Origin of the sequence: Asticcacaulis biprosthecium C19, from assembly GCF_000204015.1 — a bacterium.
In the GTDB taxonomy this organism is placed as follows: Bacteria; Pseudomonadota; Alphaproteobacteria; order Caulobacterales; family Caulobacteraceae; genus Asticcacaulis; species Asticcacaulis biprosthecius.
Map to the genome: position 1 here is coordinate 574307 of NZ_GL883078.1, position 19741 is coordinate 594047.

Annotated in this window: 14 protein-coding genes; 7 read left to right on the forward strand and 7 right to left on the reverse strand. The window is 62.5% G+C overall.

Annotated features, from left to right (window positions below):
• Positions 1–464 (forward strand): DUF1203 domain-containing protein (locus tag ABI_RS13040; protein ID WP_083811498.1); only part of this gene is annotated, 464 nt, incomplete at its 5' end.
• 7 nt (positions 465–471) lie between these two features.
• Here the strand turns inward: ABI_RS13040 and ppc are convergent.
• Complete coding sequence (ppc, locus tag ABI_RS13045) at positions 472–3132, reverse strand: phosphoenolpyruvate carboxylase (RefSeq protein WP_006273479.1); 2661 nt, start codon at positions 3130–3132, stop codon at positions 472–474.
• A gap of 245 nt (positions 3133–3377) precedes the next feature.
• Here ppc and ABI_RS13050 point away from each other — a divergent pair, with 245 nt between their 5' ends.
• The 6 genes from ABI_RS13050 to ABI_RS13075 all read left to right on the forward strand — a co-directional run bounded on the left by ABI_RS13050 (position 3378) and on the right by ABI_RS13075 (position 11753).
• Complete coding sequence (locus ABI_RS13050; RefSeq protein ID WP_006273480.1) at positions 3378–3926, forward strand: hypothetical protein; 549 nt, start codon at positions 3378–3380, stop codon at positions 3924–3926.
• 69 nt (positions 3927–3995) lie between these two features.
• Positions 3996–6611: an aminopeptidase N gene (gene pepN, locus ABI_RS13055; RefSeq protein WP_006273481.1), complete on the forward strand. Its 2616-nt coding sequence runs from the start codon at positions 3996–3998 to the stop codon at positions 6609–6611.
• Positions 6612–6731: 120 nt separating this feature from the next.
• Positions 6732–7292: a response regulator gene (locus ABI_RS13060; RefSeq protein ID WP_083811499.1), complete on the forward strand. Its 561-nt coding sequence runs from the start codon at positions 6732–6734 to the stop codon at positions 7290–7292.
• A gap of 261 nt (positions 7293–7553) precedes the next feature.
• Positions 7554–10073: a sensor histidine kinase gene (locus ABI_RS13065; RefSeq protein ID WP_157138890.1), complete on the forward strand. Its 2520-nt coding sequence runs from the start codon at positions 7554–7556 to the stop codon at positions 10071–10073.
• 177 nt (positions 10074–10250) lie between these two features.
• The gene (locus ABI_RS13070) at positions 10251–10817 is read left to right on the forward strand and encodes a caspase family protein (protein WP_006273484.1); all 567 of its coding nucleotides are present in this window, start codon (positions 10251–10253) and stop codon (positions 10815–10817) included.
• Between the two features lie 123 nt (positions 10818–10940).
• On the forward strand, positions 10941–11753 hold the full coding sequence (locus ABI_RS13075; RefSeq protein ID WP_006273485.1) for an NIPSNAP family protein: 813 nt from the start codon (positions 10941–10943) through the stop codon (positions 11751–11753).
• Positions 11754–11757: 4 nt separating this feature from the next.
• Here ABI_RS13075 and ABI_RS13080 read toward each other — a convergent pair whose 3' ends face one another.
• The 6 genes from ABI_RS13080 to ABI_RS13105 all read right to left on the reverse strand — a co-directional run bounded on the left by ABI_RS13080 (position 11758) and on the right by ABI_RS13105 (position 19518).
• On the reverse strand, positions 11758–12816 hold the full coding sequence (locus ABI_RS13080) for an alpha/beta hydrolase (RefSeq protein WP_157138891.1): 1059 nt from the start codon (positions 12814–12816) through the stop codon (positions 11758–11760).
• Positions 12817–12924: 108 nt separating this feature from the next.
• Positions 12925–13434 carry a periplasmic heavy metal sensor gene (locus tag ABI_RS13085; protein WP_006273487.1) on the reverse strand — a complete coding sequence of 170 codons (510 nt, stop codon included), beginning with the start codon at positions 13432–13434 and terminating at the stop codon, positions 12925–12927.
• 1 nt (position 13435) lies between these two features.
• The gene (locus ABI_RS13090; RefSeq protein WP_006273488.1) at positions 13436–13876 is read right to left on the reverse strand and encodes a hypothetical protein; all 441 of its coding nucleotides are present in this window, start codon (positions 13874–13876) and stop codon (positions 13436–13438) included.
• Positions 13876–14592, reverse strand: coding sequence for an RNA polymerase sigma factor (locus tag ABI_RS13095; RefSeq protein WP_006273489.1), 717 nt, complete (start codon positions 14590–14592; stop codon positions 13876–13878). The genes ABI_RS13090 and ABI_RS13095 overlap by 1 nt, the downstream gene beginning before the upstream one ends.
• Before the next feature lie 223 nt (positions 14593–14815).
• Entirely contained in the window at positions 14816–17749 is a 2934-nt protein-coding gene (locus ABI_RS13100) for a bifunctional [glutamine synthetase] adenylyltransferase/[glutamine synthetase]-adenylyl-L-tyrosine phosphorylase (RefSeq protein ID WP_006273490.1), read from the reverse strand.
• A 263-nt stretch (positions 17750–18012) separates the two neighbouring features.
• The gene (locus ABI_RS13105) at positions 18013–19518 is read right to left on the reverse strand and encodes a sensor histidine kinase (protein WP_006273491.1); all 1506 of its coding nucleotides are present in this window, start codon (positions 19516–19518) and stop codon (positions 18013–18015) included.
• Positions 19519–19741 lie beyond the last annotated feature (223 nt).

Consider the following 19741-nt stretch of genomic DNA (forward strand, 5'->3'; position numbering starts at 1 on the left):
CATACCGTATCCTGGGCCTTGATCCCGCACCTTTTCAGCATCTCTACGGCCTCAGCGATGCCGACCTGGAAAAGTCTGGCGCCCAACGCTACACGGTCGACACCAAGCCGGGTTTCCCCGACAGAATCGAAATGCGTGACTTGGAGATCGGCGAGCAGGTCTTGCTGCTCAACTATGTCCACCAGCCGGCGAACACGCCTTATCGCGCCAGCCACGCTATCTTCGTACGTGAAGGAGCGCAGGCCGCGGCCACATCGACCGGTACGATTCCCGACGTCATGCGAGTCCGGCCCATTTCTTTGCGTGGCTTCACGACCGGCGGCGAGATGCTGGATGCCGACCTGGCCGACGGCACGGCGCTGGAACCGGTGATTGCGCGGTTATTCGCCAATAGCGACATCGCTTACCTTCACGCGCACTACGCAAAGCGCGGCTGCTACGCGGGTCGTATCGTGCGTGCCTGAACGGCTGTCACCCCGTATTGCGCAGGGCGCTGGCGACACCGCTGACCGTCAGTTGCATCGCCAGCTTGACCAGCTTGTGCTGGTTGCCGGCGCGACGGACCGCAAACAGGTGCGCCTGCAGCCGGTTCAAGGTGTCCAGCAAGGGCCGGGAGCGTTCGATCTGGTGGCGCAGGCGCTCATGCGTCGACAACAGGGTCTGGGCGCCGCGGATGCGCTTGATCAGGGAGACCGTATCGTCGAACTCGAAACGGATCTGGTCGAAGATGCGCTTCGCCTCTTCCGGTTCAGTGGCCAGCGGCAGGTACAGGGCGGCAATGTCCATGTCCGCCTTGGCCAGGGCCATTTCCATATTGGCCAGGAAGACGTCGAAGAAGTCCCACTTCGCCATGGCCTGTAAGGTTTTGTCGTCAGTACCGACCTCGCGCACAGCCGCGGCAAAACCGTACCAGCCGGGCAGCATCAGGCGTGATTGCGACCACGAGAAGACCCATGGAATGGCGCGCAGATCCTCGATCTTGTTCGACGCCGTCCGCGAGGCCGGCCGCGACCCGATCTTCAGGTCCGAAATCTCCGAAATCGGCGTCACCGAGCGGAAAAAGGCCAGGAAGTTAGGGTCGTCATAGACCAGGCCGCGATAGGCCTTGAACGAGGCGTCGCACAGGTCGTCCATGACGGGGGCGAACTTTTTCTCCAGTTTGATGTCGGCGTCATGCTCGCTGCCGCGCGGCACGGTCGCCAGGAAGGCCGCCGCGGCAAAGCTATCCAGAGTCTTGTGCGCCGTGGTAACATTGCCGAACTTGCGCGCAATCATCTCGCCCTGTTCGGTGACGCGGATCTGGCCGTTCACCGTGCCTTCCGGCTGAGCCAGGATGGCGGCAAAGGCCGGACCGCCGCCGCGGCCGACCGAGCCGCCGCGGCCGTGGAACAGACGCAGCTTGACCTTGGCCTTGTCGCACACCGCCTTGACAGCCTTGGAGCCCTTATGCAGGTTCCAGCGCGAGGCAGTGTAGCCGCCGTCCTTATTGGAGTCGGAATAGCCCAGCATGACTTCCTGGATGGCCGGCCGGCCCATCAGCGAGCGTACGGCGTAGTTGCCCAGCCACTTCTTCATGATGTCGGGCGCGGCTTCCAGGTCGCCGATGGTTTCAAACAGCGGCGATATCTTGATCATGGTGTGGGGCTGGGGGCCGCCGCGCACCAGGCCTGCCTGCTTCAGAAGAACGAGCGGCTCCAGGATGTCCGACACCGACGACGCCTTGGAGATAATGTAGGCGCCGAAAGCTTCGGGGCCGTAGGTCGTGATCAGGGCGGCGGCGGCGTCGACGATGCGCAGTTCCTTGCGCGTCTCGTCGGAATATTTGGCAAAATCCCAGCGCAGCATCCGGTCATTGGTCAGTTCGGCGAACAGCAGCGAACAGCGCTCGCTTTCCGACATGCCGAGATAGTCGACCAGTTCCGACGAGTGGGTGTACAGATCGGCTATGACGCGCTCATGCACATCGGAATTCTGGCGCAGGTCGAGGGCCAGCAAGTGAAAGCCGCACGACCGGATGATGCGGATCAGGGTCTTGAGCGTGCGGCCGATCATGCGGCGGCCGCCGTGTTCGGCCAGGCTATCGCGGATCATCCGCAGATCCTTGTTGAACACTTCCGGCGCATCATAGGCGGGCGCGGTGGAGGCGCCATTGGTTACCGGCTCGCCCAGCACATGGGCACGGGTGCGCGCCAGGCGCAGCTTCATGTGGGCCAGGGCGCGGCGGTAGGGTTCGTCGATGCGGTGGATGTCGGTGTTCAGCGACTTACGCGCCAGGTCGTTGACGGCTTCGCTGGCCGGGGTGACCTCGTCCGACACCGTCAGTTCGCGGTCCAGTTGGTCCAGTTGCTGGGTGTAGAAATCGAACAGAACGGTCGCCTGGACCTTGAAGGCGTAGTTGAGCGTGACTTCGTCGACATGGGGGTGACCGTCGCGGTCGCCGCCGATCCACGAGCCCAGCTTGAGAATGTTGGGCAGCTTACCGTCGTGCGGTATTTCGCGGCCCCATTCGTTGTACAGCGTCACCAGAGCCGGCAGGATGGAGCGTTTGACGGCGCCGACCAGATTATTGATCTCGTCCTGGACAGTGATCCGCTCGGGCCGGTTGAGGCGGGTGTTCCACAACAGGGAGACGGCGCGATAAAGGTCGTCCTCCAGTTGGTTGCGCTCGGCGTGGTTGGTGACCTTTTCATAGGCCTGGAGTAGCTGCGTGATTTCGTATTCGCGCTCGACGACCGAGGCGCGGCGCATCTCGGTGGGGTGGGCGGTGAAGACCGGCGAGGCCAGAAGCTCGGACAGGACGGTTTCGACATCCTCGGCCGGTAGACCCGCCTTCATCGCCGAATGGACGGCATTGGCCAGAGTTACCGTCTGGATGGAGCCGTCGGAGGTGGTGAAGGTATCGATCTGGCCCAGTTGTGAGACGTCGTCGGCGATGACCTGCAGCGTCGACTGGCAGGTCAGGATGCGGGCGGCATGGGCGGCCTCGGATTCCGTCAGAGCGGAAAAATCGAAGTCGGGCTGTTTCAGCGCCTCGATCTTGTCGAGGACGCCACCGCGCCCCAGGTCCGTAACGGTTTCATTTAGGTAGCCGTCCAGCAGGGCGGCATGGTGTCGGACGAGGGTCTCGTTCATGGCCTGAAAGCCTTCAATAAGTTGCTTCTAACCCGGTGTCCGTCGGTTGTGGCTCTGCGGACTTTTTGTTTGTGACAACAAGCTTAAACATATTTTTGTGCAGCGCAAGATAAGGTACCGCTAACACTTTGGTCGAGATGGAATTTTTATGGTTGCGGTCGCAACAAGCCGCATTCATCCAATTCTTAACGGTTTGGCGCTAGTCTGAAGATCCAAAAAGCTTAAGAATCTAAGCGGGGACATTCATGGCAAAAGCCACCTATCACCGTCACCAGCGCGTCTATGTCGAACCCGTGGGTACCTGGGCTGTCATCGACAAGGTCAATCCGGTGTGGGTGAAGGGCTTCGATGAGCCGGTTCGGGTGACTTACGACTGCGGTCTGGGCCGCGACTTTGCCGAAAGCGAGCTGATTCCGGAAGGCGAGGCCGAAGCGCGCGACAGCGACATGGGCAACTGGCGCCTGATGCGCGCACGCAACAAGTGGCAAAGCCCGGATGAATCGCGCAACCACCCCTTCCCCGGCACCTATCCCATCGTCGTCACCGATGTGAACGACTGGGGCGGCTGGCGCGTGCCGGGCGCCGAGTACGAACGCGATCCGGCGCTGATCGAGATGCAGGCACGGCTGATCGCGGCGGCACCGCGGATGCTGAAACTCATCAAGGACCTGCGCGAATATGCCCGCGACAACAGCGCCGAGATCGACGACGACCTGTTGAAGCTGGCCAGACGCGCGGAGCAACTGCGCAGGGCGGTCGAGACGGACGTTGCTGACACCAAGATGGCGGAGTAGGCTTTTCCGCATTGCCTTCGCCCGGCGACGCCCCATATGGTCCGAAGACACTGACATCCGGACCCGATCATGCGCACCGAACAGCCCCCCGTCATTCGCCTCGCCGACTATAAACGTCCGGATTTTCTGATCCCCACCACCGAACTGACCTTCGACCTGGCGCCGACCGCCACGCGGGTCAAGGCGCGCCTGACTTTACAGCGCCAGGGGGCCGCCGATGCGCCGCTGGTCCTGATGGGCGAGCGCCTGAAGCTGATCTCCGTGGCAATCGATGGCCAAGCCGTGACCGACTACACGGTCACCGACGAAACCCTGACGATCGCCGCCGTCCCCGACCGCTTCGTGCTGGACACCGAGATCGAGATCAATCCGTCCGACAACAAGACCCTGGAAGGGCTGTACATGTCGTCGGGCCGCTACTGCAGCCAGTGCGAGGCAGAGGGCTTCCGCAAGATCACCTACTACCTCGACCGTCCGGATTCGATGAGCAAGTACCGCGTCCGCATCGAGGCTCCGAAGGCTGGCTTGCCGCACCTGCTGTCCAATGGCAACCTGATCGAAACGGGCGAGTTGGGCAATGGCCGTCACTTTGCCCAATGGGAGGATCCGTTCAACAAGCCGGCCTATCTGTTTGCCCTGGTCGCCGGCGAACTGGACGTACTGGAGGACAGCTTCACCACAGTGTCGGGCCGTGAGGTCGCGCTGCGGATCTATGTCGATACAGGCATGCGAGATCGCGCCGTCTACGCCATGGACGCGCTGAAGCGGTCAATGCGCTGGGATGAAGAGGCCTACGGCCGTGAATACGACCTGGACCTGTTTATGATCGTCGCCGTGCGCGACTTCAACTTCGGCGCCATGGAAAACAAGGGGCTGAACATCTTCAACGCCTCGCTACTGCTGGCGGATTCGACCACGGCGACAGACCTCGACTACGAACGCATCGAGTCGGTGGTGGCGCACGAATATTTCCATAACTGGTCCGGCAACCGCGTCACTTGCCGTGACTGGTTCCAGTTGTGCCTGAAGGAAGGCCTGACCGTCTATCGCGACCAGGGCTTCTCCGCCGATCAACGCGGCCACGCCGTCCAGCGCATCAAGGATGTTCGCGCCCTGCGCGCGCGCCAGTTCCCGGAAGATTCCGGCCCTCTGGCCCATCCGGCGCGGCCGTCGTCCTACGCCAAGATCGACAACTTCTACACGGCCACCATCTATGAAAAAGGCGCCGAAATTGTCGGCGTCCTGCGCACCATCGTCGGCGCCGACACCTACCGCCGCGCCCTGGACCATTATTTCGCGGCGAACGACGGCACCGCGGCGACGCTGGAAGACTTCGTCGCCAGCTTCTCGGCGGTCACCGGCGAAGACTATTCCGGCATGCTGGACTGGTATACCCAGGCCGGCACGCCACAACTGCACATCGCCCCCAGCTATGACAGCGTCAACCAGTCCCTGACGCTGCACCTGACCCAGGCCACGCGGCCGACACCCGGCCAGCCGACCAAGACGACGCTGCCCATCCCGATTCGGCTGGGCCTGCTCAGCGAAGCCGGCGAAACCCTGACCTTCAACGACGGCCAGACTGAGACTTTGATCGTGCTGCGTGATGCCAGCCAAGACATGGTGCTGAACGGCGTCGCCGAACAGCCGGTCGTCTCCGCCTTGCGTCACTTCTCGGCGCCGGTCATCCTGAACCTGGACGAGCCGGAAAACCACGCTTTTGCCCGCCTGAAAGGCGATCCCGATCCCTTCAACCGGTGGGAGGCGGCGCAAGGCCTGGCGCGGACAATCCTGCTCAATCCGGAGCCGGCTCAGGCGCAGATCGACGCTTTTGCCGCCGGACTAAAAGCGGCCCTGATCGATGCGGCACTGGAACCGGCGTTCAAGGCGCTGATCCTTGGCCTGCCGACCGAAAGCGACCTGGCCCAGTCGATACTGCCGGTCGACCCTGCTTTCCTGCACGCCAGCCGCAAGCGCTTCAAGGCCGCCCTGTCGGTCCAGTTGAAGGACACGCTTCTGGCGCAATACAAGATCATCGTCACACCCGACACCTTCTCACCCGACGCCCAGGCCGCCGGCGACCGGGCCTTCCGCAACGCCTTGCTCGACCTGCTGCTGGCCGGGCATTCCAGGGCAGATTTGGCCGACGATGCGCAGATGATCGCCCTGGCCGAAAACCACTTCGGGACCGCGACCAATATGACGGACATGGTCGGCGGCCTGATCGCCCTAATGCATGTCCAGGGCGCACCTTACCAGGCAGCGCTGGACGCCTTCTACGCCCGCTTTCGCCATGAGCCCCTGGTCATGGACAAGTGGTTTTCGCTTCAGGCCACCTGCCCGCACCCAGACACCCTGGCCCGGGTCGAAGCCTTGCAAAACCATCCCGATTTCGACGCGCGGACACCCAACCGCTGGCGTGCCCTGGTCGGCGGGTTCGCCGCCAACCAGAGCGTCTTCCACAATGCCGAAGGCAAGGGCTACGACGTCCTGGTCAAGCAGGTGCTGATGGTCGATACTTTCAACCCGATGACCGCCGCGCGGATGATTGAGCCGCTGTCGCGGTTCCGCAACTACGTCTCGCCCTACAAGGACGGGATGCAGAAGGCGCTGGAGACCATACTAGCCCAGCCCAACCTGTCGAAAAATGTCGCGGAACTGGCCGGAAAAGCGCTAAACGGGTAGGGCTCGTGGCAAACACGCCTTACTAAAATGCAAAGCCTGGGCCGGGTTGTTAACCAATCCTAAGGCAAATCCTCCGAAAGTCCGATTTTGTCTAGTTGTGTGTAATTTCGGGAGACAATATTGGCGGGCCTCGAACGTGTAAGGTTCCTGGTGGTGGACGACAACGCCCACATGATCAATATTGTCAAAACGATCCTCCGTGGCTTCGGCGCCACCCAGATTTTCGAAGCCCGCGACGCCACCGAAGCCTTCCACCGCCTGAAGCACGACTCGATCGACATCGTCATCACCGACTATCAGATGGAAGTGCTGGACGGGGTCGAGTTCATCAAGCTGGTGCGCAACTCATCCGACAGCGCCAACCGCTATGTCCCGATCATCATGCTGACCGCCCACTCGGAACGCTCACGTGTTTTGTCGGCACGCGATTCCGGGACAAATGAATTTTGCTGCAAGCCGGTCACCGCCCAGGAACTGCACCGTAAGGTCGTGGCCATCGTGAACCACCCCCGGCCGTTCATCAAGACCGGTGGATATTTCGGCCCCGACCGCCGCCGCAAGATGGATCCGAAATATATGGGCCCCGAACGCCGCGAAGGCTGGAGCGAAGACCACAAGCCGCCCGTTAAGGGCAAGAAGCTTACACAAGACCCCCACGATCCGGATTCCGACGTGGCGTGAAGGATTGGCGCGCGACGTAACGGGGCGTGACTGGCGTGCAGCTTTGCAACGGCTTTTTGAAATCGATATCAAAAATAACGGTTCATAAGCGAAGTTTAGAAAGACTTAAGACTCTCGACAATAGCTTAACCTCGCGTTTACCCTCTGAATTGCATGCGAATCACGGCGGGACATTAAGTGGCGTCTGGACGTCAACATCAGCGAACGTCCGCCCCGAGGACAGACGCCGCGTCGGCGCGCCGCTTGCGCGACGAAACAACGATGTCTGGGGTGTCCGGCACCCCGCGTGATTTCAAACAGGTTCTCAAATCCTCGGCCATGTCGATGGCGACCTACCCGGTCGGCAAGTCCATGCCCCTGTGGATCCGCCTTGGCGCCCTGGGCCTGACGCTCGGTCTGGTGCTGTTCATGGGGCTGTCGACGCTTCAACTCAACAACAGCCTGTCGGCCGACAAGGACAGCGAGGGCTTGCGCCTGTTGTCCGCCGCCCAGGTCACCGCGGCCCGGACCGAAACCCGCCTGACCTCGGCGCGTACGGCGCTGGACGCCGCTGCGATGCACCTGGCCGTGCGGCCCGACGATGCCCTGACCGCGGCGGAACAGGCGCTGAAACTGTCGCGGGGCGCCGCCCTCAGCGTAACCGTCGTGCGCGATGGCGCTATTGCCGCCACCAGCGGCACAGACGAACCAAGCCTCATCCTGCGCGCCGCCCAGGAGGGCGCCCCGGCCGGTCTGATCACCCTGAGTTCGCGCTTGACGCCTCAGGCCCGTCCCTATGTTGTCACCCGGGCCGGCGCGTCAACCCTGGTGGCTCGGCTTGACGGTGAACTGGCGCCACCACAACCCAATGGCCTCAGCCTGCTGGTCGCCGGTGATGGCGCCATCCTCGAATCCTCGGACGAACGCCTGATTGGCCTCGACATCAAGGACGCCCTGTCGGTCTCCTACGCGCAACTACGCGCCCGCGCCGACAGCCGCGACCTGATCCAGGGGGCGCGCGACGGCGACGGCTTCGTCAAGCTGGCCTCCGCCCCCCAGGGCGACGGCCGGATCGCCGTGGCCGGCGTTCCGACGCAGCAGTTCTATTCGTCCTCCGCCGCCTGGATCAAGGGTCTGATCTTCGTTGGTGGTCCCCTGCTGATAGGGGCGCTGTTCGGTGTGCTGCTGGTGTTTCAGGCCCGCAAGACCCACACGGACAACCTGCAGTTCCAGGCCAATGAGCAGCGCTACCGCCTGGCCGTCGAAGCCGCCCGCTGCGGCATCTGGGACTGGGATCTGGAGCAGGACCTGATCTACATGTCCGACGTCACCGGCGTCATGCTGGGCTGGGGCGGGGGCGGCGTCGCGACCACCGGCGAGTTCGTGAACCGCGTCGCGCCGGAACACCGCGCCGACGTCATGAAGGCGCTCGACTCTGCCCGGCTGAAGGGCGCTTTCGATGTCTCGTTCCGCGTTCCCAATGCCGAAGGCAAGTCGATCTGGGTCGATGTCCGCGGCCAGTCGGTCGGCGCCCGCAACCAACTCGGTTTCCTCCGGTTGAACGGCGTCGCGCTGGATGTGTCGGACGAGCGCATGGCCCAGTCGCGGGCCCAGCGCGCCGAAGCCCGCCTGCTGGATGCCATCAATTCGGTCAGCGACGCCTTCGTGCTGTGGGACCGCCGCCATCGCCTTTTGATGTGGAATAAGACCTTTGGCGAGACCTTCGGTATCGACGAGCGTTTCCTGCGCGTCGGCACCCCACGCGAACTGATTGATCAGGTGATGCAGATCGCCATCCGTCGGCACCAACCGGCGCCGGACGCTCGCGACGGCGTCTATGAGGCCGAGCTGAACAACGGGCGCTGGATCCAGATTGCCGAGAGCCGCACGCTGGAAGGTGGCCGAGTGCTGACCGGCACCGACATCACCGCGGTCAAAATCCAGGAAGAGTTCCGTCGCCGCAACGAAGAAGAGTTGCAGGCCCTGGTTCAGAAACTGGAACAGGCGCGCCAACAGCAGATGATCCTGGCACGCAAGTACGAGATGGCCAAGATTCGCGCCGAAGCGGCCAACCACGCCAAAAGCGAATTCCTGGCCAACATGTCGCACGAACTGCGCACACCGCTGAATGCCATCAACGGCTTTTCGGAGATCATGGCGACCGAGATGTTCGGGCCGCTTGGCCATGCGCGTTACAAGGAATATGCCGGCGACATCCTGGGTTCGGGTCAGCACCTGCTCAGCCTGATCAACGACATCCTCGACATGTCAAAGATCGAGGCCGGGAAAATGACTTTACGCATCGAACCGGTGAGCCTGGATGAAGTTATCGAGGACACGCTACGCCTGGTGCGCCAGCGGGCCGAAAAGGCCGGCCTGAAGATCCGCGTGCACATGCCGCAACTGCCCGAGATCGAAGCCGATTTCCGCGCGCTGAAGCAGATCCTGCTGAACCTGCTGACCAATGCCATCAAGTTCACGCCGCAGCATGGCACGGTCACCATTTCGGCTGCTATGACCGACAACAATGTCCATATCGCGGTCGCCGATACCGGTATCGGCATTGCCGCCAAGGATATGGAACGGCTGGCCCGGCCGTTCGAGCAGATCGAGAACCAGTTCTCCAAGACTAAGGAGGGAACCGGCTTGGGCCTCGCCCTCACCAAGTCACTGATCGAGATGCACAGTGGCCGTCTGGAGATCGACAGCACGGAAGGCCAGGGCACGACGGTCAATGTCATCCTGCCAATCCGGCAGACCGGCCAGGCGGTCCATGGCGCAGATGACGCCGCCGCGGCGTGAGGTCAGATCAGCAGCCGAAAAATCTACCAGGCGGCGAATTTTAATTTGACAAACTCAACATAAGCGCGCGTTTTAGCGATGACGGCCACAGGCCACATCGTGCCTCGCGGCTACCAGTTCAAGCGTTGATCCATTCCGTTTGCCACGCGCGCCGACATGCCGTCCAGCGAGGGGACCATGACGACGAAAACTTTGAAATTCCTGGGCGTCCATGGATTGGGTGACCACCGCCAGTCGGACTGGATGGTGAGATGGCCGCAAGCCATCAACAGCGTTTTCCCCGTCACCGAAGGCGTCGCGCTGGACCATCATTTCGTGACCTATGACGATATCTTCGAAAAAACCGAGATTTCGCCTTGGGAAAGCGCTGCTGCTCTGTGGAAGCTGACCAAAAGTGGGATTTCCAGCCTTGTCCAGCGCGAACGCGGCGTCATTTCGGAAGTTTCCGACAAGATCCGCTGGACGGCCAGTGGCCCTTATCTTCCCCTGATTATCGAGGCATGCGGGGAAGAAGAATTTTCCTATGAGTATCGCCACGGCGCGACCAGCCACGGAGCCTTCACCTACAGCCTGGCCCAGATTTTGCGCGACGATACGAACGTCACGATTGAGCAATTGGTCAAGAAAGTCAGCCGGCAACTGGCGGAATTGAAATACGCACAGACCCCGCAAATCCTGGGACCGACCCACATTATGACGGCGCATGTGCCGTCGGTGGGGGCACAAGTGGGTGCTGAATCATAGCCCGCCGGCTTTTCGAGATGGCTCCAAGGGCAGTATCCAGCACGGTGATTAAGGTCTAGACATTCTCCTTGATGCTCCAGACCGTCACAGGTCGAAAAACAGGCGCAACGACAGGAGGAAAACATGACGACCCTTGCCCGATCACGTCCCGGCATACTCTTTCGCTACGCTGCCGCGATCATTATCGCCGCGATCGTCGCGGTCGCCGCCTGGGGCACCCGCGCGGAAAGCCTTCAGCCGCCGCAGATCGGCATGTACGAGTTGCGCATCGACACGGCGGCCGAGGGCAAGATGGCCGAGCTCGACGCGCGCTTTCGCGATCACACCATCGGCCTTTTCCGTAAGCACGGCATGACGCCGATCGCGGTCTTCCACCCGGCAAATCCCGACGATCACCGTCTCATCTATCTCATCGGCTACAAGGACCGCGACGCGCGCGACGCCGCGTGGAACGCTTTCGACACCGATCCTGAACGGACCCGGGTCGACCGCGCCAGCCAGGCCAAGGGCGCGCTGACCACGCGGACGGAGACCTTGTTCCTCGTGCCGACCGACTATTCCCCGGTGCTCGACTTGACGTCGGCAACGCCGCCGCGCTACTTCGAGCTACGGACCTATACCACCCGTCCCGGCAGGCTGGAAAATCTCCACACCCGCTTCCGCGACCATACCTTGGGTCTCTTCACCAAGCATGGCATGACCAACCTGCTCTACTGGCGCCCGACCGGCGACCAGCCTGAGCTCGAAAACAAGATGATCTACCTGATGGCCTACTCCGACAAGGACGCGCGAGACGCCTCGTGGGCCGCCTTCGGCGCTGACGCGGCGTGGAAGAAGGTCGCCGCCGACAGCCAGGTGGACGGTCCGATCCTCACCGCCACCGATGGTGTTGTCTCGGTTGAGATGAAACCAACGGACTACTCGCCGCTGAACTAAACACTTAATCCGCCAGCGGTCGAATCTTCTCGTTCAATAGCTTCAGTTTGGCGTCAACCATGATGCTATTGGGATCATGCCCCGTGCGCGGCAACAGGACGAACGCCTTGACCGGTGCCATCAAACTGTCGAAGTAGCCCCGTGAGATCTCCGGCACGGTCAGGTAGTCTGCCTCACCTTGCAACAAAAAGACCGGCACCTTGAACTCCGTTCCCAGAGCCGGCAGGTCGACCTGCGAGAACATGCCGTCGCCTTTCCAGCCGACGAACTGGATGTAGGAATAGTCCTCACCGGCTGTGTAGTCCTCCTGGGCCTGGGGCGTGGCATAGTCCGGCGCCCGTTGCCACCAATGGGCTGGCGCCGGATCGGTGGCCAGACCCTCATATTTGCGGTCGATGCGGCGCAGGATGCCGAAGTTGCGCGGATTGGTCCACGGCGGCGCGCCGATCCCTTCCAGCTTTGTGATGCTGTCCTGATCGCCGGCCAGGCGTGCCATGTCCAGCAGGCGGGTATAGGTGGCCGGCAGGTTGTCGCGATAACTGACCATCTGCGCCCAGCCGAGATAGGCGTAGAACAGGTCGGGCTCGGCCTTGATCATATGGACGGCCAGGATCGAGCTCCACGATCCGCCCAGCAGGATGACCTTGCGTTGGCCCAGGTGCTGCGTCAGGTAGCGGGCGACGTCGACGCCGTCGTCGCGCATCTGGTCGATGGTCAGCGGCGTGTCCTCGGACGGCCGGTTTTTGCCCCAGGTCATGCCGGCGCCGCGCTGATCCCATTGCACGACGGTATAGTCCTTTTCCCAACCGCCATAGATGACGTCGGAGAACGGGCTCATCGGATTGCCCGGCCCGCCATGGACGATCAGGACGATCGGGTTATCGCAGCGCTCGCCCTTGATGGTGACCCACTGCGGTATACCGCCGATCTCGACGAAACCTTTCTCATCCAGCTTCTGCGCTGGCGATGTGCAGACATTAGAGGTCTGCGCCAAGGCCCCAGCCGATGGAAGGACGGACAGGAAGGCCGCCGACAGCAACCCAACCAAGATACGACTGTGCATGGAAGACCCTCAGAAATGCGGAGAGACGCTAGACGCGACGGAAGCGCCAAGCAAGAGGACACTGGCCACTGTTGTTACAAGTGTTCGCCCCAACCGATCGCAAAGAGGCTATTTCGACGCCGACGCGTTCGCCTCTCCCGGTTTCGCGTCCGTCGGCTTCATCAGGAAATAGCGGAACCGGAAACTGGCCTTCAGCAGGTGATCGGCCACCAGCCTGCGTTCATCCGCCGACAAAGCCGCCATCCCTTCAATCAAAGCGCGTTCCACCTTGGCGCGGGCCTGGTCTTCGTAGCTGCGCGCCTCTTCCGACAGGGCAGCGATGCGCGCCGGCTCATAGGGATTGGTCGCCGCCAGACGCGCCGCTTCTGCGCGCAGGTCGCGCGCCTTGGCCATGTCCTCTTCACCGCTCAGGGCCGACTGCTTCATCAACCCCTTGATCCGCGCCTTCGCCTCCGGCGGCATGTCTTTTGTGGCCTTGTCCCAGGTCGAGGCCATAGGCGCCGGCGCCTTGGACTTGCAATGCTGCTTGACGACATAGGCGCTGCCGCCCATCGCTGCCAACAGGAAGACATTCAGCACGATCGACGCGCCCAGGACCCATTTGATCTTGCCGGCCATCCTAGCCGTTCCCCAGATCTTCGGCCATTTCGATCATCTGAGCCTGTTCCAGCACCGACTCGGCACGCAGGTCATCCAAGCTGTCGAGGCTGAGATTCATGCCCAGGACCGCGCCGGCCAGACAGGCGGCGACACCAGCACCGGCCCAGAAAACCGCAAGGCGCCGGGGCTTTACCGCCGGCATCGGCCCGCCGACGTCGTTGGCTGCAATCATCTTGGCCACGGTCTGGAAGTGCAGACGTTCGGTAACGGCGATCTCATCGACCACCCTCAGCATGTCGTCGAGCGCCCTGGCCTCGGCCAACCACTCGGCCGCCTCCGGATTGGATGCGGCAAAGGCCCGCGCGTCCTCACGCTCACCGTCCGGCCAGCGCGCCGGATCGGCGCCGTAGGCGTCGAGAATGTCCCGGAATCGCCGGGCTGTCATGACTTCGTTACGCATCACTTACCTTCCTGCCTGGCATCCAAAAACTTTGGTCCAGGCTTTGGCACAGGCTTGGGGTAAACATCGGATCCAGCCGCACTGCCGGATTTTTCCTCGACAGGATTGAGCCGCGCGCGAAGACTGCGCCGCGCTCGCGACAGCAAACTCTCAAGGGCCTCGACACTGACCTCCATCAGGGCTGCGGCCTCGATGTTGGACATCTCCTGATAATAACACAGCGTTATGGCAACCCGCTGGCGTTCCGGCAAGGCCTTCAGCGCCGTTTGCAGCGAAGCCGCGTTTTGCGCTTTTTCCAGCGCAACACCGGGTCCCGCTGCCGGGTCAACGATTTCAACATCATCGGTAGAGACCTGATCGCGCCGGCGGCGCAGGCGGTCGTAACACAGGTTCAGCGCCACCCGGTGCATCCAGGTGTCGATGCGCGCCCGCCCCGGAACCCAGTCGCGCGCCTGTTTCCAGGTCCGCACCAGAGTTTCCTGGGCCACGTCCTCCGCCTCCACAGGGTCACCCAGCATGCGCCGCGCCAGAGACAGCAGCCGCGGCAGCTTACGCGACACCAGGGTCGTCACGGCGGTCGTATCGCCGTGCGCTATGCGTTCCAGCAGGGTTTCATCGGGATCGCCGTTCACACGTGTGGTCTCCGGCCTTGCCACGGGGACCGTCGGCCGGATCAGGTCGGCGGCGGGGAGACTGATGCGCAGGGTCTCGGACATGGGCCTTACATCCTTACCACAAACATGCCGTCCAGGCGACGAACAATCCGGGGACCAAAGCGATGCATGAGTGTACGCGACATTATCTTAGCCTTTGGTGAACACCGTCCCCAAGGCGTCTTCACCTATTTGTACGAACTCTATCGCGATTTCCGTCGAAAGCGACGAGAAGATATCCAGTGGCATGTGCATCCCAGGGAAAGTCGCGTCCCACGCGACGAGGTCAGACCCTGACAATCTTTTCAAACGCCTGACGGGCCCGCTTGCGCAGATCCTTCAGTTTCTTTTCCAGCGTGTCGAGACGGCGGGTATGAACCGCCCGCGCCAGCTTGCGCTGGAAGGCTTCAGGTTCGTTGCGCGGATCGTCGTTTTCGCTCAGCGATACACGCATGACCTGGGCCAGGGACTGCTGCACCCGCCAGGCCGCCGCCACCGCCTCGATCTCATCGGCGGGGGCCAGACCGGCGCGCTGCATGGCCGACAGAGCCTGTAAGGTGCCGACGCGCAGCGGACCACCTTCAGAGGCATGGATCAGTTGCAGGTACTGGGCAGCAAATTCACAGTCGACCTGGCCCCCAACACTGAGTTTGAAGTCCCAGAAACCCTTGGGCGGGCGTTCGCGTTCCATCAGGGCGCGCATGTTCAGCACGTCCAGCGCGGTTTCCCCCCTGGGGCGCTGACGGCGCAGGATGGTCTCGATCTTCAGCCGCGCCAGGTCGGCGAAGTCAGCCGAAGACGACCACACAACCCGTGCGCGGGTCAGGGCCTGGAACTCCCAGGTGTCGGCGCCACGCGTATAGTAGTTTTCGAACGCCGCCAGGGATACTGCCACCGGCCCTTTGGCACCGGTGGGCCTAAGCTTCATGTCGATTTCGTACAGCGAGCCTTCGTGGGTCGGTGCCGACAGGGCCGAGATCAGGCGCTGGGTAAAGCGGCCGAACCAGGTTTCTGCCGCCCAGCCCTTGACGCTGGATATGCCGGACGGATCTTCGGGCAGGTAGACGGCCATCAGGTCCAGGTCCGAGGTCGCGGTCATTTCCTGCGAGCCCAGCTTGCCCAGGGCCAGGATGGCGACCTGGCCATCCAGCCGGCCGGCCTGGCGCTGGATATCCTCCAGACATAGCGGCGCCAGGTGGTTGACGCAGGCATCGGCCAGGCGGGCATAGGCGCCGCCGGCGGCCTCGGTATCCAGCCGCCCGGACAGGATCTGCATGCCGATACGGAACTGTTGTTCGCGGCCGACCCGGCGCAGGGCGTTCATGACGGCTTCCAGGTCGTCGGGCACGCGTTCGACCTCGCGGGTGACGATGGCGTCCAGCTCTTCACCCAGCGGATCGAAGAAGCCGGCGTCTAGCATGGCGTCGAAGGAGGTCGGGTGGCGCGCCAGCATCTGGGCCAGGCGCGGCGAGAAGCCCATGATCTCGACAATCGACTTGAACAGTTTCGGATTGGCCAGGAATAGCGACTGGATCTGTACCCCGGCGTTCAGGGTGGCGAAAAAGCGCGAGAAGCGGGTAAAGGCGATCGATGGCGTGCCCGTCTCGTTCAGCGCCTCCAGCAGGCGCGGCACCAGGCGGGTAAACAGTTCACGTCCGCGCTCCGACCGGGTCGCCGGAATGCGGCCATGGTGCCACGACCGGATGGTCGCTGAGACCTGCTCCGGCTGATCAAAGCCCATGCGCTTCAGAGTCTTGAGGGTTTCGGGGTCGTCCTCAATGCCGGTAAAGACCAGCGAACCGAAGCTGGACGACAGGGGTTCGGCTTCGCTGAACAGCTCGCCATAGTGGCCGTTGACCAGACGCAGGGTCCGCGACACGGCCAGATCAAAGCGGGACAGGTTGGAGAAACCCGACAGTGCGGCGATGGGAAGACGCCCCTCATCGGCTTCGGGCAGTTCGTGCGTCTGCTCGTCGTGGATCATCTGGACGCGATGTTCCCAGTCGCGCAGGCGGCAATAGGCCTGTTTCAGTTCCTTGGCGACAGCCGGTGCCAGGTGCCCGGCGCGGCGCAGGGCGTCCAGGGCGTCCAGGGTGCGGCGCGAACGCAGAGACGGATCGCGTCCGCCCAGGATCAGTTGCTGGGTCTGGGCGAAGAACTCGATTTCACGGATGCCGCCGGCGCCCAGCTTCAGGTTTGCGCCTGCCGGGTCCAGGCGCTCGTCGACATGGTAGACGTGGATCTGACGCTTTATCGATTGAACATCGGCAATAGCGGGATAGTCGAGACTGCGGCGCCAGATGAACGGTGTCAGGTCGGTCATGAACTGACGCGCCTCGATCATATCGCCGGCGATCGGACGGGCCTTGATGAAGGCGGCGCGTTCCCAGTTCTGGCCGACCGATTCGTAATAGTTGAGCGCAAACGGCACGCTGACCACGGTGGGCGTCGACGACGGGTCGGGACGCAGGCGCAGGTCGACGCGGAAGACATAGCCGTCGCCGGTGCGTTCGCTGAGCATGGTCGAGACGGCGCGCGCCACCCGGTCGGCAAAGGTCTGGGCCTCGACCTGACCGGCGATGGGCAGGCGGTCCAGGTCGCAGAAGAAGGTGATGTCGATGTCGGACGAATAGTTGAGCTCGCCGGCGCCGTGCTTGCCCATGGCCAGGACAAACATGCCGGGAAGTATGCCGCGTTCGCCGCGCTCGAAGGGGACAAGGCGGCCCTTGTCGGTTTCGTCGCGCACGACGACGGCCAGGGCGGCGCAGGTGACGGCGTCGGCAAAACGCGTCAGGGCGGCGGTGACATGATCCAGGTTCCAGACATCGCCCAGGTCGGCCAGGGCGGTCAGTAGATGGGTGTCGGCCTTGAGGTGGCGCAGGATCTTCTTAGCGGCCGGAATGTCCAGCGTATCGATCGTCAGGGCCTGCTGCTCCAGCGCTTCGGTGGCCAGCAGAATGGCTTTCAGCCGGGCCTCCGGTGCGCTGATCAGGGTCTCACGCAGGCGCTGCGGGTCGCGGCGCATCAGACCGGCCAGATAGGGGGACGAGCCGAGGATGGGCAGCAGGGCCGGTTCGGCGGATTTCAGGACGTCGATCCAGCCTTCGGCGCGGGCGACCTCCCCCAGCGTTTCCATGACATAGGCGGAATTGGCCTCATTGAGCACGGGCCCGCAGGGATGCAACCGGTCGACCAAAGATGAAAACAACACATCCGCCATAGTAGCCTGGTACGCCCTCTCCTGTTCCCCCCGGAATCGCATATCGAGGCTTTGCTGAGTAATGCAAAAAGCCAGTCAGTGGAACCGTTTCTTGGCTTTCTATCAGGAAAAACAACCGGATGCCGTCGCGTAGCGGCAACTTCAAAAAGTGAGTCGATAGATTATACAGATTAGAGGGGATTAAGGATTATCCATGCTAATCTGTGTAATCTGTGGATTTACTTAAGGAAAATGCCGCAGCGCGACGATAAGGCGGGACAATCTCAGACCGCCGGCAGGACCAGAGCTGTGCGCAGCCCCGGCCCCTGGTTCTTGTACACGCCCGGGCCTTCGGAGATGTCCAGCCGGCCCTTGTGCGCGACGGCGACAGCCTCGACCATCGACAAGCCCAGGCCTACGCCCGGCAGGGTGCGCGAATTTTCCAGCCTCACGAAGCGCTCGGCGATCCGCCCACGGTCCTTTTCCGGTACGCCCGGCCCGGTGTCGGTGATCGAGAACTCGACCTCGCGCTGGGACGTCCGCCGCAAACGCAGGGTGATCCCGCCTTCCGGCGTATATTTCACCGCATTGTCCAGCAGGTTGGCCAGGGCCTGAGCCAGAAAGTCGCGATTGCCCAGAGCTTTGACGTCGCGTTCGATCTCGAACTCGAACTCCAGCCCCTTGTCGGCGGCGACCAGTTCATACAGCTCGGCCATGTCATCGGCCAGGGCGGTGGCGTCGAAGATCACCTGGTCCGGGGCGCCACCGGCCGCCTGCAGCCGCGAAATGGCGAAGACCGTCTGGAAGGTGCGCAGCAACTGATCGGTCTCGTCCAACGCCTTGGCCAGGGCTTCGCGCGCCTGGGACGGATCCTTGTCGACGTCGATCAGCGACACCTCCAGTTTCGACCGCAGCCGCGACAGCGGCGAACGCAGGTCGTGGGCGATGGCGTCACCGGCATATTTGAGATTGCCCATGGTCTTTTCCATGCGCGCCAGGGTCTGGTTGATGCGGATGCCCAGGGCGTCGAATTCGTCGCCCGTGTCGCGCACGGGGATACGCGCCTTCAGGTCACCTTCCTGTACGCGCTCCAGGACGCCCGTTACCCGCTGCACCGAGCGCGAAACCTCCTGGTTGATCAGGGTGCCGGCGAACAGGCCCAGGATGATGACCAGGATACCGCCGCCGACCGCCGCCTTGACCTCCTGCTGGAAATTATGGTCGGCGAAACTCATATCCATGGCGACATAGACCAGGAAATCGTCGCCCAGTTGGACGATGCGGCCCTGATAGCGGCAACATTTTTCGTCGTTGGGTGACCGGCTGAAGAAGTTGACCGACATCTCTTTCCGGCCGGCTTTGAGCATCTTCATGCCGGCGGCGATGACGTAGTCCGGCAGGTCGCGGCCTTCCATGCGGGCGCGATTGTTCTGGGCCAGGACCTGGCCCGAGCCGTCAAAAGCGCCCTTGGCGAAGACCCATTCGACCGCGTCGTCGGTCAGGACTTTCGAGACAACGCCGGCCTGGCCTTCGGTGGTCTGGATTTCCTGGAACACCTTCATACGGGCGTCGATGGCGCTGTTGCCCCAGGCGCGCGATTCCGTCGAGGTCGCCAGATAGATGTAGCCAAACACCAGCAAGGCCACGAAGACATAGACGCTGAGAAAGACCAGGGTCAGGCGAAACGGCGTCTGGCGAAAAAAGTTCGGATTGAAGATGTTCAGGTTGAACAGGTCGACCCGCCCCAGGGCCGATACCCGCTGGCGCAGGCCGGATATGGGATCAGGCATGGGTGGGCTCCGGAGAGGAGATCAACGCAGATATCTTATACTCCCCCGCCATGCGGGGGAGGTGTATCAGTTGCGGCAGCAACTGATACGGAGGGGGATTTGGCCCGCTGTCACCTTTTCCCAATCCTGTCTTGTCAAAACCGCCAAGTATCGCGCCAAGAAAGCCCCCCTCCGACTGCGCGCTGTCGCTTGCAGCCACCTCCCCCGCATAGCGGGGGAGTAT